General features: G+C 73.1%; 22 protein-coding genes and 1 pseudogene. 7 read left to right on the top strand and 16 right to left on the bottom strand.

From position 1 onward, the window contains the following. Positions 1 to 5 precede the first annotated feature (5 nt). The 9 genes and pseudogenes from ACFUJ1_RS06305 to ACFUJ1_RS06345 all read right to left on the bottom strand — a co-directional run bounded on the left by ACFUJ1_RS06305 (position 6) and on the right by ACFUJ1_RS06345 (position 13,034). On the bottom strand, positions 6 to 566 hold the full coding sequence (locus ACFUJ1_RS06305) for a GNAT family N-acetyltransferase (protein ID WP_378643757.1): 561 nt from the start codon (positions 564 to 566) through the stop codon (positions 6 to 8). Positions 567 to 596: 30 nt separating this feature from the next. Then, positions 597 to 3,989: pseudogene (locus ACFUJ1_RS06310) on the bottom strand (amino acid adenylation domain-containing protein); the annotation flags it as partial. A gap of 154 nt (positions 3,990 to 4,143) precedes the next feature. After that, positions 4,144 to 5,883, bottom strand: a complete 1,740-nt coding sequence (locus ACFUJ1_RS06315; RefSeq protein ID WP_378643184.1) for an ABC transporter ATP-binding protein — start codon at positions 5,881 to 5,883, stop codon at positions 4,144 to 4,146. Then, on the bottom strand, positions 5,880 to 8,615 hold the full coding sequence (locus tag ACFUJ1_RS06320; RefSeq protein ID WP_378643187.1) for an ABC transporter ATP-binding protein/permease: 2,736 nt from the start codon (positions 8,613 to 8,615) through the stop codon (positions 5,880 to 5,882). The genes ACFUJ1_RS06315 and ACFUJ1_RS06320 overlap by 4 nt, the downstream gene beginning before the upstream one ends. Positions 8,616 to 8,625: 10 nt before the next feature. After that, complete coding sequence (locus ACFUJ1_RS06325) at positions 8,626 to 9,411, bottom strand: ABC transporter permease (protein ID WP_378643189.1); 786 nt, start codon at positions 9,409 to 9,411, stop codon at positions 8,626 to 8,628. After that, complete coding sequence (locus ACFUJ1_RS06330; protein WP_378643192.1) at positions 9,408 to 10,145, bottom strand: ABC transporter ATP-binding protein; 738 nt, start codon at positions 10,143 to 10,145, stop codon at positions 9,408 to 9,410. Before ACFUJ1_RS06330 ends, ACFUJ1_RS06325 begins: the two co-directional genes overlap by 4 nt. A gap of 26 nt (positions 10,146 to 10,171) precedes the next feature. After that, a complete protein-coding gene (locus ACFUJ1_RS06335; RefSeq protein WP_378643195.1) occupies positions 10,172 to 10,609 on the bottom strand; it encodes a hypothetical protein in 438 nt (145 codons plus the stop codon). A gap of 282 nt (positions 10,610 to 10,891) precedes the next feature. Further along, on the bottom strand, positions 10,892 to 11,938 hold the full coding sequence (locus ACFUJ1_RS06340) for a hypothetical protein (RefSeq protein WP_378643197.1): 1,047 nt from the start codon (positions 11,936 to 11,938) through the stop codon (positions 10,892 to 10,894). Next, entirely contained in the window at positions 11,925 to 13,034 is a 1,110-nt protein-coding gene (locus tag ACFUJ1_RS06345) for an alkane 1-monooxygenase (protein ID WP_378643758.1), read from the bottom strand. The genes ACFUJ1_RS06340 and ACFUJ1_RS06345 overlap by 14 nt, the downstream gene beginning before the upstream one ends. 626 nt (positions 13,035 to 13,660) lie before the next feature. Between ACFUJ1_RS06345 and ACFUJ1_RS06350 the strand changes: the two genes are divergently transcribed. The 5 genes from ACFUJ1_RS06350 (at position 13,661) to ACFUJ1_RS06370 (ending at position 17,249) form a co-directional block, all read left to right on the top strand. Beyond that, positions 13,661 to 13,900: a hypothetical protein gene (locus ACFUJ1_RS06350; RefSeq protein WP_378643199.1), complete on the top strand. Its 240-nt coding sequence runs from the start codon at positions 13,661 to 13,663 to the stop codon at positions 13,898 to 13,900. Positions 13,901 to 14,055: 155 nt separating this feature from the next. Continuing rightward, positions 14,056 to 14,637: a hypothetical protein gene (locus tag ACFUJ1_RS06355; protein WP_378643201.1), complete on the top strand. Its 582-nt coding sequence runs from the start codon at positions 14,056 to 14,058 to the stop codon at positions 14,635 to 14,637. Positions 14,638 to 14,747: 110 nt separating this feature from the next. Next, positions 14,748 to 15,242: a DUF4254 domain-containing protein gene (locus ACFUJ1_RS06360; RefSeq protein WP_378643204.1), complete on the top strand. Its 495-nt coding sequence runs from the start codon at positions 14,748 to 14,750 to the stop codon at positions 15,240 to 15,242. Between the two features lie 67 nt (positions 15,243 to 15,309). Further along, positions 15,310 to 16,080: an SDR family NAD(P)-dependent oxidoreductase gene (locus tag ACFUJ1_RS06365; RefSeq protein ID WP_378643205.1), complete on the top strand. Its 771-nt coding sequence runs from the start codon at positions 15,310 to 15,312 to the stop codon at positions 16,078 to 16,080. Positions 16,081 to 16,166: 86 nt separating this feature from the next. Beyond that, the gene (locus ACFUJ1_RS06370; protein ID WP_378643208.1) at positions 16,167 to 17,249 is read left to right on the top strand and encodes an FAD-dependent oxidoreductase; all 1,083 of its coding nucleotides are present in this window, start codon (positions 16,167 to 16,169) and stop codon (positions 17,247 to 17,249) included. Between the two features lie 27 nt (positions 17,250 to 17,276). Here the strand turns inward: ACFUJ1_RS06370 and ACFUJ1_RS06375 are convergent, their stop codons facing one another. The 3 genes from ACFUJ1_RS06375 to bla all read right to left on the bottom strand — a co-directional run bounded on the left by ACFUJ1_RS06375 (position 17,277) and on the right by bla (position 20,087). Further along, positions 17,277 to 17,720 (bottom strand): DUF4254 domain-containing protein, encoded by a 444-nt coding sequence (locus ACFUJ1_RS06375; RefSeq protein WP_378643211.1) that lies wholly within the window; start codon positions 17,718 to 17,720, stop codon positions 17,277 to 17,279. Between the two features lie 441 nt (positions 17,721 to 18,161). After that, positions 18,162 to 19,034, bottom strand: a complete 873-nt coding sequence (locus ACFUJ1_RS06380) for a TIGR03619 family F420-dependent LLM class oxidoreductase (RefSeq protein ID WP_378643213.1) — start codon at positions 19,032 to 19,034, stop codon at positions 18,162 to 18,164. Between the two features lie 81 nt (positions 19,035 to 19,115). Continuing rightward, positions 19,116 to 20,087 carry a class A beta-lactamase gene (gene bla, locus ACFUJ1_RS06385; protein ID WP_378643216.1) on the bottom strand — a complete coding sequence of 324 codons (972 nt, stop codon included), beginning with the start codon at positions 20,085 to 20,087 and terminating at the stop codon, positions 19,116 to 19,118. A 168-nt stretch (positions 20,088 to 20,255) separates the two neighbouring features. Here bla and ACFUJ1_RS06390 point away from each other — a divergent pair, with 168 nt between their 5' ends. Beyond that, positions 20,256 to 21,128, top strand: coding sequence for a LysR family transcriptional regulator (locus ACFUJ1_RS06390; protein ID WP_378643219.1), 873 nt, complete (start codon positions 20,256 to 20,258; stop codon positions 21,126 to 21,128). Positions 21,129 to 21,187: 59 nt separating this feature from the next. Further along, positions 21,188 to 22,090, top strand: coding sequence for a serine hydrolase (locus ACFUJ1_RS06395; protein ID WP_378643760.1), 903 nt, complete (start codon positions 21,188 to 21,190; stop codon positions 22,088 to 22,090). A 54-nt stretch (positions 22,091 to 22,144) separates the two neighbouring features. Here ACFUJ1_RS06395 and ACFUJ1_RS06400 read toward each other — a convergent pair whose 3' ends face one another. The 4 genes from ACFUJ1_RS06400 to ACFUJ1_RS06415 form a co-directional block, all read right to left on the bottom strand. Then, positions 22,145 to 22,594, bottom strand: coding sequence for an SRPBCC family protein (locus ACFUJ1_RS06400; RefSeq protein WP_378643221.1), 450 nt, complete (start codon positions 22,592 to 22,594; stop codon positions 22,145 to 22,147). A 45-nt stretch (positions 22,595 to 22,639) separates the two neighbouring features. Then, entirely contained in the window at positions 22,640 to 23,623 is a 984-nt protein-coding gene (locus ACFUJ1_RS06405; RefSeq protein WP_378643226.1) for a glycine betaine ABC transporter substrate-binding protein, read from the bottom strand. Positions 23,624 to 23,657: 34 nt separating this feature from the next. Continuing rightward, positions 23,658 to 24,644: a TauD/TfdA dioxygenase family protein gene (locus tag ACFUJ1_RS06410; RefSeq protein WP_378643229.1), complete on the bottom strand. Its 987-nt coding sequence runs from the start codon at positions 24,642 to 24,644 to the stop codon at positions 23,658 to 23,660. A gap of 95 nt (positions 24,645 to 24,739) precedes the next feature. Continuing rightward, positions 24,740 to 25,333, bottom strand: coding sequence for a TetR family transcriptional regulator (locus tag ACFUJ1_RS06415; RefSeq protein ID WP_378643232.1), 594 nt, complete (start codon positions 25,331 to 25,333; stop codon positions 24,740 to 24,742). Positions 25,334 to 25,389 lie beyond the last annotated feature (56 nt).

Consider the following 25,389-nt stretch of genomic DNA (forward strand, 5'->3'; position numbering starts at 1 on the left):
GCCTCTCAGGAATCGGTGCGCCGGAAGGCGGGGGCGAGGAAGCGGCCGTTGCCGGTGGCCCGGACGAAATCGGCGCGGGTGCAGTAGCTCAGCCGCGCCACCTTGTCGCCGACCGGGTGGTCGCCCGCCACCGCGAACCCGACCGCGGCGTTCAGCCGCTGCACGTCGAGGTTGCGGACGTCCGGCTCCACCACCACGCGCTCCGCGCCGAGCTCGAAGAACGCGGTGCGCATGATGTGCAGCATCACCGCGCCGGTGAAGCCGCTGAGCCTGCGGTCGGTGCTCGCCACCAGCAGGTGCATGCCGATATCGCCCGGCTCGGCGGCGTAGCCGGTGCCGGGATCGGCCAGCTCGCTGGTCGCCGGGTTGTAGAGCTCGAAGAGGAACTCCGGGGTGCCCTCGTAGTACCCGATGCGCAGCCCGTACTTCGGGTCGCCGCCGATCTCGGCGCTGTGCCGGATGAGCTCCTCGACCTCGGCGACGGTGCTGTTCAGCATCCCCCAGTACTCGGCCTTGGGGTCGGTGAGCCAGCCGTGCGCGATCTGCGCGTCCCGCTCGATCGCCATCGGCCGCGACTCGAACGGGTAGTGCGGTGTGGCACCGGCTATCTCGTCCTCGACCTCGGTGTCGGTGAGTCGCAGCACGGCGAGCACGGTCTCCGCGACCCGGCCCGCGCGCTCGCCCTCCAGCTCGGCGATGCGCTCGGCGAGCCCGGCGACCGAGCGGCGCACGAAGATGTCGGCCACCGTCAGGTCGGGGGTGTCCAGCCACTGCCTCGCCTGCGCCACGAAGGCGGTGGCGAGCACGGAATCGCCGCCGAGCGCGAGGAAGTCGTCGGTGACGCCGATCGGGCGGGTCGGCAGGATCTCGCCGAGCACGGTGACCAGCGCCCGCTCCAGCGGGGTGCGCGGCTCGACCGCGGCCCGCTCGTCGGCGCCTGCCAGCTCGCGGATCTTCGCCCGGTCGTACTTGCCGTTCGCGGTCAGCGGCAGCGCCTCCACCACGGTGATCGTGCGCGGGATCATGTGCGGCGGGAGCACATCGGCGAGCGCGGTGCGCAGCGCCTCGCCGTCGGCCGCGCCGACGACGGCGGCGCGCAGCTCGCGCCCGTCCGACCAGGCCACCGCCGCGCGCACGGCGTCAAGGCCGAGCAGCCCGGCCTCGACCTCGCCGAGCTCGACCCGGTAGCCGCGCACCTTGACCATGTGGTCGGCGCGGCCGAGGAACTCCAGGAAGCCGCCGGGCAGGTAGCGGGCCAGGTCGCCGGTGCGGTACCAGCGCACGCCGTCGCGCAGCAGGAAGCGGTCGGCCGTGCGCTCCGGGTCGGCGCGGTAGCCGTCGGCGACGCCGGCGCCGCCGATCCAGAGCTCGCCGGGGACCAGGTCCGGCCGGTCCCGCCCCGCGGCGTCGACCACCCGGCAGCGCACCCCCGCCAGCGGGGTGCCGTACGGCACGAAGGCGGCGCCCGCCGGCACCTGCGGCGCCGCGCAGACGGTGGAGTGGATGGCCGTCTCGGTGGTGCCGCCGAGCCCGGCCACCCGGCACTCCGGGAGCTGGGCCGCGACCCGGTCGAGCAGCGTCACGTCGACCTTGTCACCGCCGAGCAGCACCGCGCGCAGCGATTCCGGCAGCGGGACCAGGTCGAGCAGCATCCCGAGGATCGACGGCACGCAGTTCAGCACCGTCACCGACCGCTCGACGAGCAGCCGGGCCCAGGTGTCGACCCTGGTGTGCTCGTCGTCGCCGGGGACGACGACGGCGCCGCCCACCGCGAGCGGGGCGAAGATGTCGAAGACCGAGAGGTCGAACTCCAGCGAGGAGACCTGCAGGGTGCGGTCCCCCGGGCCGAGCTCGTACCGCTCGACCAGGTCGGTGAGGGTCGCGACCGCCGCCCGGTGCGGCACCTGCACGCCCTTGGGCAGCCCGGTCGAGCCGGAGGTGAAGAGCACGTAGGCGAGGTCGTCCGGGCCGACCGGCACCGGTTCGGCCGGGTCGGCCGCGCGGGCAGCGCCGATCTCCAGCGCCACCGCGTCCGGCCAGGCAGCGGGCCGGTTCGTGAGCACCGCGGCCGGTGCCGCCACCGCGGCGATGCGCTCCCTGCGGGCGGCGGGCTGAGTCGGGGCAAGCGGGACGTAGGCGGCGCCCGCGGTGAGCACGCCGAGCGCGGCCGCGACCTGGTCGCCGCCCTTGGGCAGGTCGATGATGACGGTGTCGCCGGTCCGCACCCCGGCGGCGCGCAGCGCGCCGGCGATCCGGCCGGCCTCGTCGGCGAGCTCGGCGTGCGAGCGGGTGCGGTCGTCCGCGATAACCGCGGGAGCGGTGCCGCGCCGCTCGGCCAGCGCGAGCACCCGGCCGTGCAGGGTGCCGTCGAAGTGCGCGGTCTCCGGGAGCGGGCGCTCGGCCGCGACCCGCTGCGCGCGGACCTCGTCCGCGAGCGGGTCGGGGGCCGGGATGTCCCAGTCGCCCGCGATGAGCAGGTCGAGCAGCCGCACGTAGTAGCCGAACATGGCCTCGGCGGCGCCGGGCTCCAAATCGGACGCCCGCACGTCCCAGTTCAGCAGCAGGGTGCCCGCGAGCTCGGTGACCTGGGCGTCGAGCAGCACCTGCGGGCCCTGCGAGACGATCCAGGACGGCTCGCCGAGCACCTCGGTGACGGCGGGCGAGAACAGCTCGCCCAGCCCGAGCGCGCTGGTGAAGACCACCGGCGAGACCACCGGCTCACCGCGGTGCCTGCCGAGCTCGCGCAGCACGTCCAGCCCGCCGACGCTGCCGTGCGCGGCCGCCTCGTGCAGCGCGGTGCGCATGGCGGCCGCCCGCTCGGCGAGCGTGCGCGGTTCGGTGAGGTCGACGTCGACGAGCAGCGAGGAGGTGAAGTCGCCGACCACCCGCTCCACGTCGGGGTGCACCGGCTCGCGGTCGAAGAGCGGGACGGTGAGCAGGAAGCGCGGGCTCGCCGACCAGGCGCCGACCGCCTCCGCGAAGACCGCGGCCACCGCCGCCGCCGGGGTGGTGCCGCGCCGGTGCGCCTGCTCCGCCAGCCGCCTGCGGTCGGCGGCGTCGATGGCGTGGTGCAGCCGCACCGTGTCGGGCGCGGTCGCGCCGCGCCGGGCCGCCTCGTTCAGCGGCAGCTCGGGCGGGCCGGGCAGGTGCGGAATCCGCCCCCGCCACCAGGCCAGATCGGCGTCCTTCTGCACCCGGCCGGTGCGGGCCGCCGAGAGCGCGGGGAAGGTGACGCCGAGCGGGGGCAGCGTCTCGCCGCGGTAGAGCCGGGCCAGGTCGTCGACCAGGACCCGGTAGCTCATGGCGTCGGCGGCGATCATGTCCACGTCCAGGTGCACCCGGGTGCGGCCGTCGCCGAGCAGGCTGAGTTCGGCGCGCAGCACGGCGCCGTCCTCGATCGGCAGCGCGCGGTGCGTGCCGTCCCGGCGCAGCTCGGCCAGTGCCCGCTCGGGGTCGGGCACGGCGCGCAGGTCGTGCACCGCGATCGCCTCCGGGTGCGCGGCGCCGATCACCTGGGTGCCGTCCGGCAGCACCCGCACCCGCAGCATGGGGTGCCGCTCCAGCAGCGCGGCGACCGCGGCCTCGAACCGCTCCGGCGCGGCGAGCGCGCCGTCGAACTCGATGTACAGGTGCGCCGCGACCCCGCCGAAGGCGTGGCTGTGCGAGCGGCCGATCCAGTACGCGTGCTGCATGGGCGCCAGCGGGAACGGTTCGGTCGCGTCGATGTCGGGAAGTGCCACCTCCGGCTCGCCGAGTTCACCGATCAACAGGGTGGTCCAGGAGCGCAACGTGGGGTTGGCGGCCAGGCGGGCGAAATCGATGTCGTGGCCGCGCTTCCGCCATGTCCCGGAGAGCCGCATCATGCGCAGGGAATCCAGCCCCTGCTGGATCAGATCACCGTCGAAATCCAGCGATTCCGGCGCGATTCCCAGTACCGATCCGACTTCCGCCCGGACGTCGACATCCGTCTCCGAACGAACGACCACCATCGACAACGCCTCTCGCAGAGTTTTACTTAGGGTACCCTAATTCGCCGCCCTGTCGAGTGTGATCTGTTGCGGCACAACAGCTTTCACCTGGCACGGGCGCGCGGGTATACCGCGCGCTTCCGGCCCGTTCGACAGTCTTTTTCGGTTGTGCGCGTCAGCCGACGCCGGCGGATATCCGCCAGCCGGCCGCGTCGTTCTGCTGCCACCAGAAATCGGCGAACCGGCCGGAGGCGGCGAGCAGCTCCTGCACGGTGCCGTCCTCGACCACCCGGCCGTCCTCGACGAAGAGCACCCGGTCGGCGCCGGCGATCGTGCTGAGCCGGTGCGTCACCACGATGCGGGTCCGGCGCTGCGGGTCGTTGGTGACGGCGGCGACCACCGCCGCCTCGTTCTCCGCGTCCAGCGCGCTGGTGCCCTCGTCCACCGCGAGGACGGCGGAGGGCTTGAGCAGTGCCCGCGCGATCGAGACCCGCTGCCGCTCACCGCCGGAGAGCGCGGTGCCCGCCTCGCCGACCACGGTGTCGAGACCGTCCGGCAGGCGCTCCGCGAACTCGTCCACCCTGGCGAGCCGGAGCGCGGTGGCGAGCCGCTCCCCGTCCGCGCCGGGGTCGCCGGCGAGCACGTTCTCCCTGATGGTCCCGGCGAAGAGATACGGCTGCTGGAAGACGACGGCGGCCGCAGCCGGCCTGGCAGCCGGGTCGAGCGCGCCCAGGTCGGCGCCGCCGACCAGCACGGTGCCCTCGTCCGGCGCCTCCAGCCCCGCGACCAGCGCGAGGATCGTGCTCTTTCCCGCGCCGGACGGCCCGACGATCGCGGTGACCTCGCCCGCGCCGAACTCGATATCCAGCCCGGCGAGCACCCGCTCGGCGCCGTAGCCGAAGTGCACGTCGCGCAGCTCGACGGGGGCGCCCGCGGCCGCCGCGGGCGGCTCGGTGGCACCTGAGGCCGGGCCCGGCGCGGCGGTGACGGTCTCGATGTCGCGCAGCGTGTTCCGCGCGCTCTCCAGCGCGCCGGAGAGGTCGCCGATGGCGGCGAACGGCTCCAGGAACCGGACGACGACGACGATCAGCGCGATGGCCTCCGGCACCCCGATGCTGCCGCGCACCGCGAGCCAGGCGGTGGTGCCCGCCAGCGCGAGCAGCGCCAGCTGGCTCGCCAGCCCGAAGAGCACCTGCCCAGGGATGCTGAGCAGCAGCAGCCGGACGGTCGCGCCGTGCTGCGCGTCCAGCGCCGCGCCGGTCTCGCTGCGCGCCGGCGCCACCCGCCCGGCCGCGCGCAGCGCCGCCTGGGTGCGGGCGAATTCCAGGATGCGCGCCGTGAGCGCGCTGTTCGTGTCGGTGGCGACCCTGTCGGCGGTGCGGGTGAGCCGCAGCGTCGCGGCCAGCGCGCCGAGCAGCAGCACCACGGCGAGCAGCGCGACGACCCCGAGCTGCCAGGCGATCGGCAGCAGCGCGAGCCCGATCGCGATCGGCAGCAGCAGCCCCTGGATGACCGGGGTCATCAGGTAGCCGACCAGGCCGACCAGCTCCGGCCCGGTGGCCGCGATGGCCCGGCGGGTGATCGCCGAGTTCTCCTCGCCGAACCAGCGCAGCGGAATCCGCGCCACCTGCGCGGAGACCGTGCGCTGCGCCGAGTCGAGAATGCCGAAGCCGAGGTCGAAGCCGACCCGGGAGGCGATCGAGTCCACGAGCCAACCGGCCACGACCGCGCCGGTCAGCGCGCCGACCCAGGGCCACGCCTGCGCCGGATCGGTGCCGAAGAGCGCGGTGACCAGCGGCACGATCAGCACCACCGCGACCGCGCGGAGCAGCGTGGAGACGACGGTCAGCGTCAGGTAGCCGGCGAAGAGCCTGCGCCGCGCGGCCGGGACGAGGGCGAGAACGGTGCCGATCATCGCGCGAACTCCTTGGTCTCGGCGGCATTCCAGAGCCGGGCGTAGCGCCCGTCGGTGGCGAGCAGTTCGGGGTGCGTCCCGCTCTCGGCGATCCGGCCGCCGTCCAGCACGACGATCCGGTCGGCCTCGGTGACGGTGCGCAGCCGGTGCGCGATCACCAGCACGGTGCGCCCGGCGGCGAGCCGGTCCAGCGCCCGCTGCACCAGGTACTCCGACTCCGGGTCGGCGAAGGCGGTTGCCTCGTCCAGGATGAGCACCGGGGTGTCGGCGAGCAGTGCCCGCGCGATGGTGAGCCGCTGCCGTTCGCCGCCGGAGAGCGCGGTGTCCGCGCCGAGCACGGTGTCGTACCCCTGCGGCAGCCGCAGGATCCGGTCGTGCAGCTGGGCGTCGCGGGCGGCCTGTTCGACCGCGGCGGCGTCGGCGTCGGGCACCGCGAGCGCGATGTTCTCCCGAACCGTTCCGTGCACCAGCTGGGCGTCCTGGAAGACGAAGCCGACCCGGGTGTACAGCTCGTCCGGGGTGAGGCAGGCGATATCCCGGCCGCCGACCCGGATCTCGCCGGAGTCGAGGTCGTGGAAGCGGGCGAGCAGCGCGGCCAGCGTCGACTTGCCCGCGCCCGATGGGCCGACGAGCGCGGTCACGGTGCCCGGCTCCAGCGTGAGCGAGACATTCTCGACCACCGGAACACCGGGCCGGTAACCGAAGGTCACGTCGTCGAAGACCACCCGGCCCGCGGGCTCCTGCCGCTCGGCGCCGCCCGCGCGCACCTCGAGCGCGGGTTCGTCGAGCGTGATCTGGATGTCGCGCGCGGCGAGCCTGCCCTCGCGCAGCCCGGAGAGGCCGTAGCCGATGCTCAGCAGCCGGGAGCCGAAAGTGGTGCCGAGGAAGAGGAAGGGGAGCAGGTCGACCGGGTCCAGCCGGTCGGTGGTGATCAGCGCGGTGCCCGCGACGGCGATCAGCCAGAGGAAGGTGACCGGGCGGGTGATCAGGTCCATCAGCGACTTCTTGCCGACGAACGGGCGCTGCCAGCCGTCCAGGAAGGCGATGTAGCCGTCCAGGCTGCGCCGGAACGGCGAGGCCGCGGCGCCGCCGAAGACCCGGATCACCGGCTGGCCGTCCAGGTACGAGGTGGCCTCGGCGTTCATCCGCTCGGCCCAGCGCTGCGACTGCACGATCTTCGGCCCGGACTGGGCCATCATGGTCAGCATGGTGAGCACGGCGCCGAGCACCGGAATCAGCAGGATCAGCCCGAGCCGCCAGTCCACCCAGAACAGGTAGCCGAGCACCGCCAGCGGGGCGACCACCGCGGCGACGGCGTCGGTGACGGCGTGCGTCACCAGGTAGTGCAGCGACAGCGTGCTCCCGGTGACCAGCTTGCTCACCTGGCCCGAGCTGCGCGCGGTGAACCAGCCGAGCGGCAGCCGCGCCAGCGTGCCGAGCAGCCGGGTGCGCAGGTCGCGGCCGAAGCGGGCGTCGACCGCGTGCAGCCAGAGCTGTAGCGCCGACTCCAGCAGGGTGCCCGCGCCGAACAGGGCGAGCGCCCAGAGGCCGAGCGACCACAGCGTGCCGGAATCGCTGCCCGCCAGCAGGTTCCTGGCCAGTTCGACCAGCAGGACGTAGGGGGCGAGCTGGAGCAGGGTCAGTACGACCTGCAGCACGCCCGCGACGATCAGCTTGGGCCGGATCTCGGCGAACAGCCTGGTGCCGGCCTGCGAACGCCAGCGTCCGGGGGTGGGGGGTGGCGCGTCGCCGGAAGCAGCGGCCGGGACCGAGGCCGAGGCGGCCGGGCGAGCCACCGTAGCGCCGCCGCCGGTCGCGGTCGCAGCGGCGCCGCCGCCGTTCGCGATCGCAGCGCCGCCGCCGTTCGCGGTCGCTGCCGCGTCGGCGGTCTCGGCAGCGGCGGTGACGTTCGCCGCCACGGCGGTGCCTGCGGGCACCGCGGCCGCGGCGGGCGACGCGCCCGCCCGCTCGGCGTCGCGCTCGGCGGCGTCCCGCTCCTTGCCCATGGCCCGGCCGTGCACCCAGTACGCCTGGGCGTAGATGTCGGTCTTGGGGAAACCGAACTCCTTGAGCCGGGTCCGGACGTGCTTGAGCGAGGCCGATTCCGGCCCGGCCCAGCAGTACCAGTTCGCCCAGTCGCGCGTCTCCAGCGCCTCGGCGAGCGCCGACTCCGAGCTGCGCGGCACCCAGTGCACCCGGGCCAGCGGGTGCGGGGTGAGCGGGATGAGCAGGTCGTCGTCGTGGTGCCGTTCGAGGTACACCTCGACGGCGACCTGCGGTGGTACCGCGGCCAGGATGGTATTGATGGCCGGGATCGAGGCCGAGTCGCCGACCAGCAGGTACCCGGCGGTCAGGTCGTCACCGACGGTGAAGTTCTTGGAGCCGAACGAGGTGACCTCGATTGTCTCCCCGCCGGTCACCTTCATCGCCCAGGCAGAAGCGGGCCCGGCAGGCTCGTGCAGCACGAAATCGACCGCGAAGCGCCCGGTCTCGGGCTCCGCCTCGGCGATCGTGTACCCGCGCTGGAACTCGCTCTCCGACCCCTCCGGATCCGGGAACCAGAACCGCAGCCAGGCGGTCGGCTCCACGCTGATCTCGGCGAAGAGCGTGGGCGCGGTCAGCCACACACGCAGCAGCCGCGGGGTGGTCTGCTCGGTGCCGAGCACCGTCGCGGTGTGGTACACCACGCCGAAGCCGCGGAGCACCGCACCCTGGAAACCTCTGCGAGCCATGCCGTTTCCTTTACTGGTCGTTCTGCACGTCGGTGCGGGTGAGCCGCACGGTCCCGGCGGCGAAGATCGCGACGCAGATGGCGGCGAAGTAGAGCAGCGAGCCGTTCTGCCCGCCGAAGGCGCTGTCGAAGGTGGCCATCTGCCCGACCCCGAGCTCCCCGTTCTTGAACGGCGAGAGCTGCTGCAGCGTGATCCCGAGGTCGCCGGGCACGAAGGTGACGAAGGTTTCCACCCCGAACTTCCAGAGCAGCACGATCATCACCACCAGCCCCGGCTTCGGCAGCAGCGCGGCGAGCCCGAGCCCGAGCGCGCAGACCAGCACCGTGAAGAACGGGATGCCGAGCCAGAGCCGGATGCCGTCGGCGGAGAGGATGTCGACCCGCCCCCAGATCTCCGGGAACAGCAGCGGGAACCCGCCGAGCATGATCAGCGTGGTGAGCGCGGCGGTGACCGCGCCGATCAGCCCGTACACCACCAGCTTCGCCACCGGGAGCAGCCAGCGCCGCGGCTGGATCCGGAAGACGATCTGCGCGGTGTCGTCCTTGAACTCACCGGCCAGCGCGGAGACCGCGCCGACCATCAAGATGAAGGTGGAGAAGACCAGGATCCAGTAGGCGGCGTTGTCGGTGTCCATGCCACCGCCGCCGTTGAGCTGGTTGGACTCCACGGCCTTGGCGATGCCGAAGTTGAGCAGGGTGGGGATCAGCACCGCGAGCGGGAGCACCGTGTACCAGAGCGGGCTGCGCCGGGAGAGCTTGGCGAACTCGCTGCGCACCGCGTTCGTCAGGAGGGTCACGGCCGCGCTCCGCTCGCCGCGTACTCCACGCTGCCCCTGGTGATCTCCAGGTAGGCGGCCTCCAGCGGGCGCTCGCCGGAGCCGCGGGCGACGGTCTCGTCCCGGCTCGCGTCCCAGAGCACCGCGCCGGCGCCCATGACCACGATCCTGGTGCCGGTGATCGCCACCTCGGTGAGGTCGTGCGAGGCGACGAGCAGGCAGGTGCCGTCGGCCGCGAGCCCGGTGAGCAGCTCGCGCAGCCACAGCGTTCCCTCGACGTCGAGGCCGTTGGCCGGCTCGTCCAGCACGATGGTGCCCGGCTCGCCGAGCAGCGCGGCGGCGATACCGAGCCGCTGCAGCATGCCGTAGGAGAACCGGCCCACCGGACGTTTCGCGGCCGGGCCGAGCCCGACCCGCTCCAGCAGCGCGCCGACATCGGCGCTCCGGAGCCCGCCGAGCGCGGCCTGCCAGCGCAGGTGCTGCTCGGCGGTGTGCCGTGGGTTGCGCGCGAAGGCGCCGAGGGCGAAGCCGATGGTGCCGAGCGTGCTCGCCAGCTCCGGCAGCGCCTTCCCGTCGATCCGGATCCGCCCGGCGTCCGGGCGCACCAGGCCGGCGATCATCCGCATGACCGTGGTCTTCCCGGCGCCGTTCGGCCCGAGCAGGTAGGTGATCGCCCCGTCCGCGGCGGTGAAGCTCACCTCCCCGACGGCAACCCGGTCACCGAACTTCCTGGTGACACCCTCGACGCTGATCATGTCGCGGCCCCGCGCTCGCTAGCGGCTCAGTAGCCGAAGCTCGGGTTGCCCGCGCACTGGAGCTGCTGGCAGATCCGCTTCCAGTCGAACTTCCAGAGCCCGGCGTCCCGGATGAAGTGGTAGATGGTGGTCTGCGCCGGGATACCTGCCATCAGGCCGTGCACGGTGACCGAGAGGGTGTTGCCGTCGTTCTGCACCGGGCCGATGGCGCGGCCCTGCAGCGAGAAGAAGTCCATGGTCCGGCTGTACTGCATGACCTTCTCCAGCTCGGCGCGCGCGCCGGGGCCGTTGTAGCTCACCTCGACCTTGGGGTCGATGCCGATGTTCGGGTTCCAGAAGGCCGCGAACGAACGCTCCAGCTGATCCAGGCTGGGCTGCTCCGCACGCACGTACAGATCGCCCGCCTTGGCGTCGCGGATCGAGACATCCGCGCTCGCAGGCGCCGCGGCCAGCAGGAGAGTCACCACAAATGCGGCAAATAGGACGACACTGGCCCTGATCGACTTGACCATGACACACCTTCCGACGGTCCCGAGAGGGAGAGGCGGTGCCACACGCAGCCGCCGAGCGTTGCCAACGATAACCGCGGAAAGTTTGGTAAGTCAAACCTAAGTTTTGAGTCGGTCAAGTCGGAGTAAAGGTGCCCAGCGCTTGCCCAGCACTCCGGGGCACACCCGAAAGTGCGTGGTGGCGCGTTCGGTTCGGATGTGAACGCCGAGTGGCGGCATCCATCCGGCAAGCGGGGGTCAGTCGGCCAGCAGGACGCCGGCCCAGCGGTCGGCGTCGAGGAGGACCGCGGCGGGAAGCCCGGTGGCCTCGGCGAGGGCGCCCGGGTGCAGCCGGTCGTAGGCGCGGCCCGCGGCGGTGGCGGCGGCCGGGGGCAGCAGCAACCAGTCGGCGGCGAGCCGGGTCGGGTGCCAGCGCGGCGTCGCGTGCCCGGCGTCCTCGGTGACGTCGAGCAGGCGGTGCCTGCGCAGCCCGCGCCACAGCTCCCCCCAGCGGTCGAAACCGGTTGTCGCCGGCGTGCTTTCGGGGATCAGCGGGCGCGGCAGCTGCGCGGCCCGCACCAGCGCGAGCACCGGCAGCCCGAAGGCGCGGGCGAACTGCAGGCGGCGGGCGCCGTCGCCGCGCAGCTCGTACACCGGCCCGGCCGGGCCCTCGACCCGCACCAGCCGGATCGGCCGGGCGCCGCCGCCCAGCAGGAAATCGTCCATCCAGGAGCGGAGTTCGGGCTCGGTCTCCGCGACGCGCAGGGTGCGGCAGAAGCCCGCGAGTGACCAGCGGTCGTCGTCGGTCAGCTCGCGGGCGCGGCCGGGGACGGCGAGCACGGTGCGCGGGTCGATCCAATCCAGGCTCTGCGCGCCTGCCCGCGGGCCGTCGGCGGGGACGTAGGGCACCGGCGGGGTGCCGTCGAAGACGGCGATCCGCTCCACCAGCGGAGCCGCCGCGTCCACCTCCGCGATGCTGGCGTGCAGCCAGTTCTGGAGTTCGGGTTCGCCCGCCGGGATCCGGTCGCGGAGCTGCCCGAGCCCGGCGCGCAGCGTGTCGCGCTGCGGGCGGTCGGCGGCGGCGCGCAGCAGCCGGGGCCAGCCGGGGTCCTGGTCCAGGTGCCCGGCGCGCACGTGGTCGAGGTCGGCGGGCGCGGGGGCGAGGGAGACGACGGGGCCGGTGGTTGCGGTGGCGCCGTAGCGGCGCAGCAGGGTCGCCATGTCCTCGACGGTGGGCGCCCAGCCGCGCACCACCCGCTCCCCCACGCGCGCCTCGAAGACGCCCCTGACGTCACGCCACAGCATCGACGGGCTCCGGGAGCCGGATCCGGGCGCCGGGGCGCAGGTTGGTCCTGGTGATGTCGCCGCCGTAGTGGGCGAGGACGCGGTGGTCCATGGTCCGTCGCCACAGCGGCGGGAACGCCGCGAACACGATCATCGACGCATACCCCGCGGGCAACTGCGGCGCCACCTCCGAGGTCCGCAACGTCTGATACCGCCGCCCCGGATTCGCATGATGATCACTGTGCCGCTGCAGATGGAACAGGAAGATATTCGTCACCAGACGATCACTGTTCCACGAATCCCGCGGCGAGCACCGCGCCCACCGACCATCCGGCTTCCGCTCCCGCAACAGGCCGTAGTGCTCGACGTAGTTCACCGTCTCCAGCAGTGCGGCACCGATCACCGCCTGCAGGAGCAGCCAGGGCAGGACCGCCCACCCGAACGCCGCCACCAGGCCACCGAACAACACCACGGTCATCGACCAGGCTTGCAGGATGTGATTCCGCGGGGACCACCAGCGCACACCCCTGCGCGCCAGCCGTTCCCGCTCGATGCGGATCGCCGAGCGGAAACCGCCTGAGACAGAGCGGGGCAGGAACGCGTACAGCGACTCACCGAGGCGCGCGCTGGCCGGATCCTCCGGCGTGGCGACCCGGACGTGATGGCCCCGGTTGTGCTCGACGAAGAAATGCCCGTACCCCGACTGGGCCAGCGCGATCTTGGCCAGCCACCGCTCCAGATGCTCGACCCGATGCCCCAGCTCGTGCGCGGCATTGATCCCGATCCCCGACACCAATCCCAAGGTCGTGGCGAGCCCGAGCTTGTCCAGCACGCTCAGCTCGGAACCGGCCCACATCCAGCAGGCGATCAACAACCCGACCATCTGGATCGGCAGGAACAGATACGTGCACCACCGGTAGAACCGGTCCGCGGAGAGCCGTTCGTAGTCCTCGTCGCGCGGATTGGACCCGTCTTCCCCGACCAGCCAATCCAGCACCGGGATCGCCACCAGCACGATGAACGGCCCGATCCACCAGAACACCGCCCACCCGGTGTGCAGGACCAATTGCGACGGCAGCAGCGCGGAGGCGGGGGCGATCAACCCGAGAACCCACAGGTGCCGCTTCGGATCAACACCCGTACGGGTCACGGCGGCACCTCGACAGATCCTGGAGCGACGGCACCGTCCACTCGAACGACAGCAGGGACGGCCGGCCCGAACGACGTGCCCACGTCGTTGTGCGCATCCGGGCCGACCGCGACGACCCTAAGGTTTCCGTCGCCCGCCCGGACGGTTCCCGCGAACCGCCGTCCGGGCGGGCGCGGAGGGGTCACGCCAGCTCCAAGCACGATTACCGGCGTTACAAGTTCCGGTCGATCTGGCGAGACACATCAATCTCCACTCGATGGTGCGCTTTCGATGCAGTTATCCGACCGCCGATTGACTCATTCGGACTGCCCCGACGCCCCGGCGCGCATTGGGACCACTCACGGCCGGGAACTCGGCCGATGCCCATGGATCACCATCGAGCACCGCACACACCCATAGCGACACCGGCAGCGGCATGACCCAAATCTCGTTGGTCCGCAATTCCCCTGAGCAGCACGGCAAATCGACGGCACAGTGCGCCCGCATCGTGTTCTATCGTGGGCGATGTTCCGGAAGTTACGCGCGTACGCACTCCGGAGCGGGACGATTCCGCACCGAGTCACCGACGACTCGCCGACCCCATCGGGAGCATCGTGCATCGCAATCCGCTTTTCGATCATGACGAGTTCGGCGACCCGCGGCCACCGCTGCCCCGGCGAACCCCGAACGCGCACCGGGTGCCCGCCCCCGCGACGGCCACCTCCGACGTGGTGCTGCGCGCCGCGGACGCCGTCGCCACCTGGGCCCGCACCCCCGAGTTCCTGGCGGAGGGCACCGACACCTGGTGGACCCCTGAGCTCGCCGATCCGGAGCCGACGCAACGCCGGGCCTGACCAGGCCGAAGCCTCTGTGACCCTTGTCACAGCATCACCTTGACCGTATGGTGAGGAAGCTTTCCGTCGCCGATCAGCCCGGCGGCCCCGGAGAGCGGAGTGCCGACGATGGAGATGCGATGGGCGGTCCGGCCCCCGGTGGCAGCGTGCAGCCCATGCGCCGCACCCCCCTGTCCGCCCGGACGCTGTGGGACTGGGGCCTGGAGAAGTACCGGCTGGACGTCATCGCGCTGAGCGTGGCCGACGCGGTGCAGCACGCGGGCGGGTGGCTCTTCGATCGCTGCACGGCGGGCTGGGAGGTCACCGTCCTGGTCCCCGGCGACGCCGACGACACCCCGCTGCGCATTCTCGGCGCCGAACTCGCGAGCCTCGACCACGTGCTCGCCACCGGCGGCCGCGGCCGCACCCCGCACGCCATCGCCATGGCGTCGGGGATCTGCCTGCACGAGCCGCGGGCGAGCGAGGGGCTGCACCTCGCGCTGCTCGACCGCGGGCTCGAGGTGGTGGTGTGGGGCGAGTACACGCCGCCCGCGAGCGCGGAGCTGCTCAGCCCGGTCGAGTACCGGCCCAGTCAGGCCGCGCTGGCCTTCAAGACCAGGGCCATGGTGGCGGCCGGGCTCGGCACGGCCGCCGGGCCGGTGGAGGATTTCCGCAGCGGGGTCACCGTGCACGCGCCCATCGCCACCGACCTCGGGCCCGCGGGGCCGTATCCGGCGGCGATACCGCTGAACCGCTGACCCGTCGAACCGTTGGCGGAACGTGATTCGCATTCGTTGAGAATGCCATTTCCGCAGTGGTAGGCTACTGTCTACAACCCGCCAGGGGGCAGAGTCACACCGGAGTAGTCATGGCAGTGCCGCGCGTGATCCAGGTTCGAGGCACAGGCCGCGACGAGCGATTCGGACGGTTCGAGGACATCGAGCCGCTCTTCCCGATGACCGAGCTGCTCTCGGCCCTGAGCGGCAGCCGCGGCGCCGAGCATCCGATCGCCCGCTGGTGCGTCGATCTGCTCGCCCTGCACCAGCAGCAGGACATCTGGGCCGACGGGCTGGCCGCGCACCGCACCGACCTCATGCACGCCATCGACGTCTGGACCGTCGGGCACGTGCCGCAGCACCGCAACGGCGCCCGGCTGCACACCGAGACCGTCGGCTCGGTGGTCGACCGCATCGCCCGCGCCTACGCCAGGTTCCAGCGCGTCATGGCCGGGCACGACGCCGCCGACCCGAAGGTGCACGCGGCCTGGACCCAGGTCGCCGAGCTCTTCGTCGCCTACCAGGACCTGATCGTCGAGGTGATGCGGGGCCAGCGCAGGCTGCCCGCCCCGGAGGCCGATCGCTGACCGACGACCCGGGTGATACAACTGGCTGGGACGGGCAGCGGTGCCCGCGTGGCGAGAGGTGTTGTCCGTGGACGAGGCGTCCTTCCGGCAGTTGTTCGATCTGAGCGGGCGCACCGCCGTCGTCACCGGGGGGACCAGGGGCATCGGGCTCGCGCTCGCCGAGGGGTTCGCCTGCGCGGGCGCGCGCGTCGTCGTCGCGAGCCGGAAGCCGGAGGCCTGTGCGCAGGCCGCCGCGCGGCTGCGCGAACTCGGTGCCGATGCCATCGGCGTTCCCACCCACCTCGGCGAGCTCGACGCGCTGCACACCCTGGTCGAGACGGCCGAGCGGACCTTCGGCGGCATCGACATCGTGGTGAACAACGCCGCCAACGCACTGGCCCAGCCATTGGCAACGATGCAGCCGGACGCGGTGCAGAAGTCGTTCGGGGTGAATGTCTACGGCCCGCTCTTCCTGGTGCAGGCCGCGCTCCCGCAGCTGCGCGCCAGCGAGCACGCCGCGGTGCTGAATCTCGGCTCGGTGGCCGCGCTGCAGTTCGCGCCGGGGCTCTCGATGTACGCGGCAGCCAAGGCCGCGCTGCTCTCCTTCACCCGCTCGATGGCGGCCGAGTACGCCGCCGACGGCATCCGGGTGAACGCCATCGTGCCCGGCGCGGTCGACACCGACATGGTGCGCAAGAACCCGCCGGAGTTCATCGAGGCCATGGCGAAGGTGCCGCTGCTGCGCCGGATCGCGCGCCCGGACGAGCTGGTCGGCGCCGCGCTGCTGCTCTGCTCGGACGCGGGCAGCTTCATCACCGGCCAGAGCCTGCTCGTCGACGGCGGCACCGTCGCGCGCTGAGTTCGATCACCCGCTCCATACCGGGACAGCCGCCGTTCATACCCGCGCCACCCGCGCGTACCGGCGACCGCGCAGAATGGCTGCTCGTGCGAGTGGCGATCATCGGCGGCGGGGTGCCCGCGGCGGTGCACGCGTGGACCGCGGTGCTGCGCGGGCACACCGTGACGCTGCTGGACGACGGGGCGCCGATCGCCGGCTCCGGCGCGCTGCGCGCAGGGTCGGTGGCCGCGGCCGATCTGGAGCGCGCGGCCGACGCGCTGTGGCTGTGGCGGGAGATCGGCGGGCGGGTGCCGGGGGTCGGGTTCCGGCCGAGCGGGTCGATCACGGTGGCGCGGACGCGGGCCGAGCTGGCGGTCGCCGAAGCGGCGGCAGCCGATACCGCGCGGGAGTTCACGCTGCTGGAGCCGGAGCGGGCCCGCGCGCTGGAACCGGCGCTGCGCGGGCCGCTGCTGGCCGGGCTGCACTGCGGCGCGGACGCCGTGCTCACCCCGCACCAGACAGTTCCCGCACTCCGCGCGCACCTGGCCGGGACCGGGCGATTCACCGCACGCGGCCGCGCGGCCCGAGCCCTCGCCGAGACCGCGGCGGGGGTGCTGATCCGGGCCGACGACGGCTCCGCGCTCGCCGCCGACGTCGCGCTGCTCTGCCCGAGCCCAGGGCGGGACGCGCTCGCCAGGGAGTTCACCGGCGCCGAGCCGGTGCCGCTGCTGCGCGCGCAGCGGCTGCGCACCGGTCCGCCGGCGCGGCGGCCGGACGTGATCCTCGCCGACGGCGACCAGTTCCGGCACCGCCCCGGCTATCCGGGTGCGCCGGTCGTACGGCTGGCCGCGGAGCAGGCGCAGACCGCGGCCGCCGCCGAGTTCGGCATGCACGTGCTCGCGGTGCCGCGGCTGGACGGCGGTCTCACGCTCGGCGCCACCGGCGAGGGCGAGCCGTTCGCCGCGGAGCTCGCCGAGCCCGCGGCGGAGCACCTGCTCGCCGTCACGGGGGAACTGCTGGAAGCCGAGCTCACCGTGCGCGGCCGCTGGGCCGAGCTCACCTGCGCCGTTGAGCGCGCGCCGTGGCTCGCGCCGAGCGGGCGAATCCTGGTGCTGGGCAGCGCCGGACCGGATGCCACGCTGTTCGCCCCCGCCGTCGCGGAGCTCGCCGCCGACCGGCTCGGCCTCTGAGCCGAACGCCCGACCGGCACAGCGGGCCTACTGGCCGGGCAACCTCCGGCGCCCGCCCGCCACGTCGGTGACCAGATCGGTGTACCCGTCGACCAGCTCGGCGAGGTGATACCAGTGCTTATGGGTCTTGTCGCTGCGCGCGCCCTCGGCGTCGATCGCCTGGTTCGCGGCGACCCAGCTGCGCGCCATCCGATCCACCACCGCGCCGAGCGTCTCGGTGTGCAGCGCGGCCCCGTCCCGATGCTCGGGCGCCTCCCTGGCGATCCACTCGTCGATCAGCTCGACCAGCGCGGCGCGGCGGGCGTCCAGCTCGGCGATCTCGCCGGGGTCGCTCAGCCCGAGGCGGCGTTCGTGCAGGCCGGCCAGGGCGTGCGCGGAGCGGAAGGGCTCGTGCTCGCTCATCCGGCGGCCCTGGAAGGCGGACAACAACTGCGGGGCGGTCGGCAGCCCGCCGATCGTGGGAGCGCTCACCGGAGCACCCCGCGCTCACCCGTCACCACTGCTGCGCGCTGGCCCATGATCGGCTCTCGTTCCCTCGTCCCGGTCGCCACGGTCACCCGTCGGGTGACACGGATCATGCTCTCACCGATGCAAGAACGCAACATTGCAAATGCACACATGTGCAGCACATCCCGGCGTGTCCTCTGGCCCCGGCACGGCGGTCCGGGTGCGTGCAACATACCCTCCGCGGAGCGATCCCACGTGCACGAGCATTCCGTGCTGGTAACACCTTCGCGCCGGAAAGGACCTGTCGATACCCGGTCCCGACGCGACCGTGCGGCGCGAAATCGACTCGCGCGGGGCCGGATCGATCAATGCGGCAACGCTGCGGGCATCGGGCACCCGGGGGGAGCGGCGAGAATTGAAATCTGCCCGATCGCTCTGTCTTGCAATCGGATTCCGGCGCGCGGCTCAGCCGGTGTGCGCGATGACCCGCTCCGCGAACCGGGACAGGCTCGCGATCTTGGCGTCCAGGCTCTCGGTGTCCGGCTCCCGGGTGTACGGATTCCGGAATCCGACGATCACGTCGGTGACACCCTTGTCCGCCAGCCGGCGCACCCCGTCGACGGTGAAGCCGTCCAGCGCGATGACGTGGATCTCGAACTCCTCGCTCGCGCCGTATTCGGTTCGCAGCGCGTCGAGTTCGAGCAGCAGGCGGTCGAGTTCGTCCGGGTCGCCGCCCGCGTGCATCCAGCCGTCGCCGCGCTGGGCGGCGCGGCGCAGCGCCGGGCGGCTGTGCCCGCCGATCAGCAGCGGGACGGGCTCGGTCGGCACCGGCGAGATCTTGATCGGCGGCAGATCGTAGAACTCGCCGTGGAATTCGAAGTAGCCGCCCGCGGTGAGGCCGCGCAGGATGTCGAGGCACTCGTCCATCCGGGCGCCGCGCCGCTCGAACGGGACGTCGAGGAGCTGGAAGTCGTCCGGCCACGGGCTGATTCCCACGCCGAGGCCGAGGCGGTTGCCGCTCAGCGCCGCCACCGACGCCGCCTGCTTGGCCACCAGCACCGGCGGGCGGATCGGCAGCTTGAGCACGAACGGGGTGAAGCGCAGCGTCGTCGTCGCCGCGGCCAGGGCGCCGGCCAGGACGAAGGTCTCGACGAAGGGCTTGTCCTCCAGGAACTCCCGGCTGCCGTCCGGGGTGTACGGGTAGGTCGCGTCGGAATCGCGGGGGTAGGCGATGCTGTCGGCGATCGCCATCGAGGTGTACCCTACGGCCTCCGCGGCCCGCGCCAGCGGGACGTAGTAGGACGGGTCGGTCATCGTCTCCGCGTAGGTGAACCGCATCGTCGGCCTCCGTTTCGATCGGCGTCGCCCCGCCATTCGATCATCGGAGACGGCGGGGCGTCCTCGATTCGCGCGACTAACTCACGCGGCGAGCGCGGTGACGACGGCGGCGGTGGCCTCGGCCAGCGCGGCGTCGGCGGGGGTGGCGGCCGGGTCGCCGGTGGTGCTGTCGGTGAGCAGGACAAGCAGCAGCGGGGTGCCGTCCGGGGACCAGAGCACGCCCGCGTCGTTGACGGTGCCGAAGTTGCCGCCGCCGGTCTTGTCCGCCGCGGTCCAGCCCGGCGGGAGGGCGGCGCGGATCCGGCGGGCGGAGGTGGTGCTCGCGGCCATCCAGTCGGTCAGGGTCCGGCGCTGGCCCTCGGGGAGGGCGCTGCCGAGCAGCAGGGCGTCGTAGCCGGTGGCCAGGGCCTCGGCGGTGGTGGTGTCGGCGAGCGTGCCGCGCTCGGCCAGGTTCAGGTCGGGCTCCCAGCGCTCGAGGTTCGTGGCGCGGTCGCCGACCGTGCGGGCGAAGGCGGTGAGCGCGGCGGGGCCGCCGATCCGGCGCAGCAGGAGGTTGCCCGCGGTGTTGTCGCTGCGGGTGAGCGCGGCCGCGCAGAGCTGCGCGTAGCTGAGTTCGGTGCCCTGCGCGGCCTGGGTGATCGGGGAGTTCACCACGATGTCGTCGGGGCGCACCTGGACGGTGTCGCTCAGGCGCAGCGCGCCTTCGGACTCCAACCGCAGGATCGCGGCGGCGGCGTAGACCTTGAAGGTGGAGCACAGGGCGATCGGTTCGCCCGCGCGGTGCGTGACGGTGCGGTCGCGGTGGCGGGCATACACCGCGAGGCGGACGGCGTGCCGGTCCTGGATCGCGGCGAGTGCGCTGTCCAGCGCCGGGTTCGCCGGGGTCGTGGCCGGAGCCGCGGGGGTCGAGGCCAGCGGTTCGGTCCCGCAGGCGGCGAGCGCGCCCGCGGCGAGGACGGTGGCCAGGAAGCCGCGGCGGCTCGGGTGGTGCGCCGGAGTGGAGCCGGAAGCGGAATCGCGCGGCACGGCGGAAACGAGGCGAGAGTCGGTCACCGGGTCAGCGAAGCATCGGACACCGGGTGCGGGCCAATACGCTGGGTCGCCGCGAGCCGGTCGGGCTGGATATCACCGCAGGTCGATGCCGCCGATCCGGCCGCTGCGCAGCGCGACGCGGGTCCCGGCGGCCGGGCCGCCCGGTATACCGCTGCTTCAATGCAGGGCATGGACCTGCTCCGCCACCTCCGGTTCTTCGTCGCGGTCGCGGACGAGGGGCACTTCGGCCGCGCCGCCGCCGCGCTGGACATGACGCAGCCGCCGCTCTCCCAGGGGCTGCGCAGGCTGGAGCGGCACCTCGGGGTCGAGCTGATCCGCCGCACGCCGCGCGGCGCGGTGCTCACCGCGGCGGGCACCGGGCTGCTCCCGCGCGCCCGGCTGCTGGTCGACGACGCCGAACTGCTCCGCGCCGAGGCCGCGCGGATCGCGCGGACCAGGGGCAGCCTGCGCTGGGGCGCGATCCCGGCGCTGCCCGCCGCCCTGGTCACCGCCTGCGTGGCGGCGCTGCGCGCGGCACCGGCGGCGCCGTCGGTGGTGACCGTGACCGGCAGCACCGTCGACCTGGTGGCACAGGTCCGCTCCGGCGCCTGCGATGCCGCCGTGCTGGAACACCCGGCGCTGGTGGACGGTGTGGTCGCGGGCCCGGTGGTGAAGCTGCCGCGCGCCGTCGCGGTCCCGCGCGACCACCGCAGCGCGGCCGCCGAGCGCCCCGGCTTCGCCATGCTGGCCGGGCTGCCGTTCCTCACCACCGCGCGGGCAGGCAACCCGCCCGCGCACGACGCCGCCCGCGACCTGCTCCGCGAACGCGGGCTCGACGTCCCGCTGCACACCGCCGACGACGACCGCGCGCTGCTCGCCGCCGTCGCGGCCGGAGCCGGCTTCGGCTTCAGCGCGCTGCCGCCTGCCGAGACGCCGGGCGTGGCCTGGCTGCGGCTCGCCCCGGACGCGACCGCGCTGCGGGTCAGGGTGATCCACCGCCCCGGCGCCGAGGACGCCGCAGCCGCCCTGGACGCCGTCCTCTTCCGCGAGCGCCTGCGATGAGCGACGACGCCCCCGAACGCGCACCCGCGGTGGCGGCTCACCGGGACCCGGCACAGCCGGTGCGCGCGGCGGCCGCGCAGCGCATTCGCGCGGTCTTCGCGGACGCCGGGTGCACCGGCTGGCTGCACGCCCGCCGCTGCGACGGCTCCGACCCCGAGGTCACCGTGCGCGGCACCGAGCGAGTGGTCACGGCCTCGGTCTACAAACTGCCGCTGGTCCTCGCCTTCTGCCGCGCGGTGGACGAGGGCAGGCTCGACCCGGCCGAACGGCTCACCGTCGACCCGGCGGAGTGCACCACCGGCCCGACCGGCCTCGCCGCCATGCACGACCCGGTGACGCTGAGCCGCCGCGACCTCGCCACCTCGATGATGACCGTCTCCGACAACGCCGCTGCCGACGTGCTGCTCGGCGAGGTCGGGATCGCCGCGCTGCACGACCTGCTGGACGAGCTCGGCCTCACCGCGACCAGGATCGTCGGCGGCACCGCCGACCTGCACCGCGCCCTGGTACGCGACACCGACACGCACAGCACCGCCGAGGCCTTCGCCGCGCTCGCCGACCTGGACGAGGCGTGGTCGGTCTCCGCCTACGACCCGGCCTTCACCAGCGCCACCACCCCCGAGGAGACGACGCGGCTGCTGCGCGCGGTCTGGGCGGGCGCGGTGCTCTCCCCCGGACAGACGGCGTTCGTGCAGCGGATCATGCGCAGGCAGGTGTGGCCGCACCGGATCGCCGCCGCCTTCCCGCACCGCGGGGTTGCGGTGGCGGGCAAGACCGGGACCATCGGCACCATCCGCAACGAGGCGGCGGTGATCGAGTTCCCCGGCGAGCACCCGGTCGCGGTCGCGGTCTTCACCCGCGCGGCGCGGGCCGACCCGGTGCTCCCGGTCGTCGACGCCGCCATCGCGGAGGCGGCCCGGATCGCCGTCACGGCGCTCCGCAGACCACTGCCCGAGCCGTGACGGCGCCCCCGGTGCGAGCCGGAGCGCCGGCGGGCCGCGGGCGTCGTGCTCCGGCTACGCCCGCTTCTCGGCGAGCGTGGCGAGCCGGTCGATCGAGGCGGTGAGCTTGTCGGCGGTGGTGGCGCGGGCGCGCACCTCGCGCTTCTCGTCGTGCAGGTTCGTCCAGTCGTAGGTGTGCGTCACGGTGGTGCGGTCCTCGCCCGCCGCGGCGAGTTCCCAGCGCCACAGCTGCCCGATCGGGTCCTTGCCCGGCTCGGCGGGCTTCCAGGCGATCAGCCTGCCCTCCTCGAACTCCACCACGTGGTTCTCCCGCACCGCGCCCGCGGTGAGGGTGGTGCTGAACACCTCGCCCACCGCGCGGACCCGGTGCCCGGGCGCGGATTCGGCCAGATTGTCGTTGCCGTCCCAGCTCGGCTGGGCGGCCGGGTCGGCGATGAGTTCGAATACCTCGGCCGCGGGCGCGGCGATCTCACGGGAGGCTCGGACGATACGGGTCTCGGTCACGGCCCCGATGCAATCACCGGTCGCGGCGGCCGACAACCATTCGGCTCACGCGGCGACGAATCCCCGGTCCCGCAGCCAGTCCCGCGCCACGTCGGCCGGGTCCTCGCCGACCACGTCGACCCGGCGGTTCAGCTCGGTGATCTCGTCGTTGGTGAGCGCGTCGGAGACCGGCGTCATGATCCGCTCGATCTGCGGGTACTTCGCGGCCAGCTCGACCGGCAGCGTGACCGCCGGGTTGTAGTGCGGGAAGAAGCCGAGGTCGTCGGTGAGCACCACCAGATCCAGCCCCTTGACCCGGCCGTCGGTGGTGTAGACCTCGCCGAACGGGCAGTCGGTGCCCGCCGCGGTGGAGTTGTAGATGATGCCGGTCTGCAGGACCGGGCGCTGCACCGAGTTCGGGTCGAAGCCGTAGGCGGCGGCCATGCCGGGGTAGCCGTCCCTGCGCACGTTGAACTCGGTGTCCACGCAGGTGCGGGCGGCCGCCGGATCGCGCTTCGCCAGCTCGGCGTACTGCGAGAGCGTGGTCACGCCGGTGCGCTCGATCACCCCGCGGGAGGCCGCGAGGGCATAGGTGTTGTCCATGGGCGCGAGCGCGACCCAGTCCATCCCGTTCTCCGCGATGTCCTCGTCGCGCACCGCGACGAACTGCTCCTGCGGGTCCTTGAGCGGGTTCTCGTGGCCGAGGTAGTTGATCCAGCCGTTGCCGGTGTACTCGTAGGTGAGGTCGACCTGCCCGGTGATCTGCGCGTCCCTGGTGCTGCGCGAGCCGACGATCGCGGTCAGGTCGCGCACGTCGGCGCCGGCCGCCTGCAGCGAGAACGCCAGGATGTAGCCGAGGATGACCTGCTCGGTGAACTCCTTGGAGCCGACCGTGAGCTCGACGCCGTCCAGCCCCTCGTCGGTGGCGATGCTCGCCGGGCCGACGTCGAAGGGAAGGGTGGAGCCGGACTGCAGACCGCAGCCGGTGCAGACGGCGACCAGCACGGCGAGTGCGCCGACCAGCGGCGCGAGAATCCTGCGTCGGCGCACGGTACTGCCCTCCGATCCGGAATGGCCTCCGAGCCTAACGGAGACCGGCGGGTTCCGGGAGGGACGACGCACCGACACCGGGCAGCAGCGGCGCGGCGACCACCGGTGAGTAGTTGTCCGGGTCGCCCGCGACGGTCGTGCTCCGCCTGCCGCGGACGTCGACCGGGATGTCGCCCGCCAGCGTCACCCGGTGCAGCCTGCGGCGGTGCTCGCCGAAATCGGCGACGCCGTAGTGCTGCGTGGCGCGGTTGTCCCAGAGCGCGACGTCGCCGTCGCGCCAGTCCCAGCGGACCGTGTTCTCCAGCCGGATGACCCGGTGCTGGAGCAGGTCGAGCAGGGCGCGCGAATCGCGCGGCGAGACGTCGAGCAGGTGCTTCACGAACTGGCCGAGCACCAGCGACTTGCGGCCGGTCTCCGGGTGGATCCGGACCACCGGGTGCCTGGTCTCGAACCGCTCGGCGGTGAACTCCTGGTAGTAGGCGTTCTCGCCGTAGCTGCTCTCGCGGCCGTGCTCGGCGTAGTCGTAGCGGTTGGTGTGCAGCGCCCAGAGCTCATCGGCCAGCACCTGGAGCGGGGCGGGCAGCGCGTCGTAGGCGGCGGTGGTCGAGGCCCAGACCGTGGTGCCGCCGTACGGCGGCAGGGTGACGGCGCGCAGCAGCGACGCCTTCGGCACCCGGTCCACGAAGGTGACGTCGGAGTGCCAGGCGTTGGCGGCGCCCTCCAGCTCCAGCAGCAGCGCGCCGCGCGACTTCACGGTCGGGTGCGGCTCGGTCGGGGTGCCGAGCCTGGCGGCGGCCTCCCACTGCGATTCCCGGTCCAGGTGGTGCTGGTCACGGAAGAAGAGCACCTGGTGCTCGGCGAGCGCCACCTGGATCGCGGTGGCGGTGGCATCGTCGAGCGCCGCGCCCAGGGTCAGCCCGCGCACCTCGGCGCCGAGCGCGCCACCGACCTTGCGGATGTCGAGTACCGGCAGGTCGTCGCGGGTCAGCGCTGCGCGGGGAAGGGGCGCCACGGCCGTCATCGGATCCTCCTCGAACTCGACATCTAGCGATCCCCCGGAATCTAGGGGCGCCGCCGAGCCCACGGAACCGTTGCGATCACCGTGCGCGAATCACGCTATCCGGCGGGTGCCGGTCCACCCGCCGCCTCGGCCGCGTTGTCGGCGGTGAGCCGGTACACCACGCGCTCCAGCGTCGGCAGGATGGTGGAGATCTCGACCGTGCCGGTGGCGAACCCCCCGATCAGCGAGAGCACCACGTTGCCGAGGACCACCACGAGGTCCTCGAGGTAGCCGGGGTTCAGGTTCTGGATGACGTCGGCGACCCACGGAACCAGCACGGTCAGCCCCTGCTCGTCGAGGAGCTGCCCGCACGGCCCCTGCCTGGCGTAGTGGTAGGCCTCCAGCATCCGGGGCTGCCGCTCCCACGGCTCGAAGACGCAGCGCAGCACCCGCATGAGCGAGTCGCGGGTGGTCTCGCCGGGCGGGGCTGGCTCGAGTTCGGCGTAGGCCTCGTCCGCCATCCAGTCCTGGATGGCGCGCACGATCAACTCGTCCCTGGTGGCGAAGAGCTTGTAGACGGTGGTCAGCGAGACGTGCGCGCGCTTGGCGACGACCCGCAGCTGGACCGCGTCGTACCCCTCCGTCTGCAGCAGCTCCAGCACCACCGTCACGATCTGCCGCTGCGCCTCGGTGTCCTGCCCTCTCGCCACGCCCTTACGGTAACTTCGTTACCTGGTAACCGTGTTACCAATCGCCGTCTCCGGGC

The organism is Nocardia sp. NPDC057227, assembly GCF_042669725.1.
Lineage (GTDB): Bacteria > Actinomycetota > Actinomycetes > Mycobacteriales > Mycobacteriaceae > Nocardia > Nocardia asteroides_A.

Excerpts from the sequence above, each read along its gene's own strand:
- ACFUJ1_RS06340 (WP_378643197.1), bottom strand. The coding sequence starts at position 11,938 with ATGCTGTGGCGTGACGTCAGGGGCGTCTTCGAGGCGCGCGTGGGGGAG.
- ACFUJ1_RS06315 (WP_378643184.1), bottom strand. The coding sequence starts at position 5,883 with ATGATCGGCACCGTTCTCGCCCTCGTCCCGGCCGCGCGGCGCAGGCTC.
- ACFUJ1_RS06360 (WP_378643204.1), top strand. The coding sequence starts at position 14,748 with ATGGCAGTGCCGCGCGTGATCCAGGTTCGAGGCACAGGCCGCGACGAG.
- ACFUJ1_RS06330 (WP_378643192.1), bottom strand. The coding sequence starts at position 10,145 with ATGATCAGCGTCGAGGGTGTCACCAGGAAGTTCGGTGACCGGGTTGCC.
- ACFUJ1_RS06410 (WP_378643229.1), bottom strand. The coding sequence starts at position 24,644 with ATGACGGCCGTGGCGCCCCTTCCCCGCGCAGCGCTGACCCGCGACGAC.
- ACFUJ1_RS06380 (WP_378643213.1), bottom strand. The coding sequence starts at position 19,034 with ATGCGGTTCACCTACGCGGAGACGATGACCGACCCGTCCTACTACGTC.
- ACFUJ1_RS06320 (WP_378643187.1), bottom strand. The coding sequence starts at position 8,615 with ATGGCTCGCAGAGGTTTCCAGGGTGCGGTGCTCCGCGGCTTCGGCGTG.
- ACFUJ1_RS06305 (WP_378643757.1), bottom strand. The coding sequence starts at position 566 with ATGGCGATCGAGCGGGACGCGCAGATCGCGCACGGCTGGCTCACCGAC.
- ACFUJ1_RS06390 (WP_378643219.1), top strand. The coding sequence starts at position 20,256 with ATGGACCTGCTCCGCCACCTCCGGTTCTTCGTCGCGGTCGCGGACGAG.
- ACFUJ1_RS06355 (WP_378643201.1), top strand. The coding sequence starts at position 14,056 with ATGCGCCGCACCCCCCTGTCCGCCCGGACGCTGTGGGACTGGGGCCTG.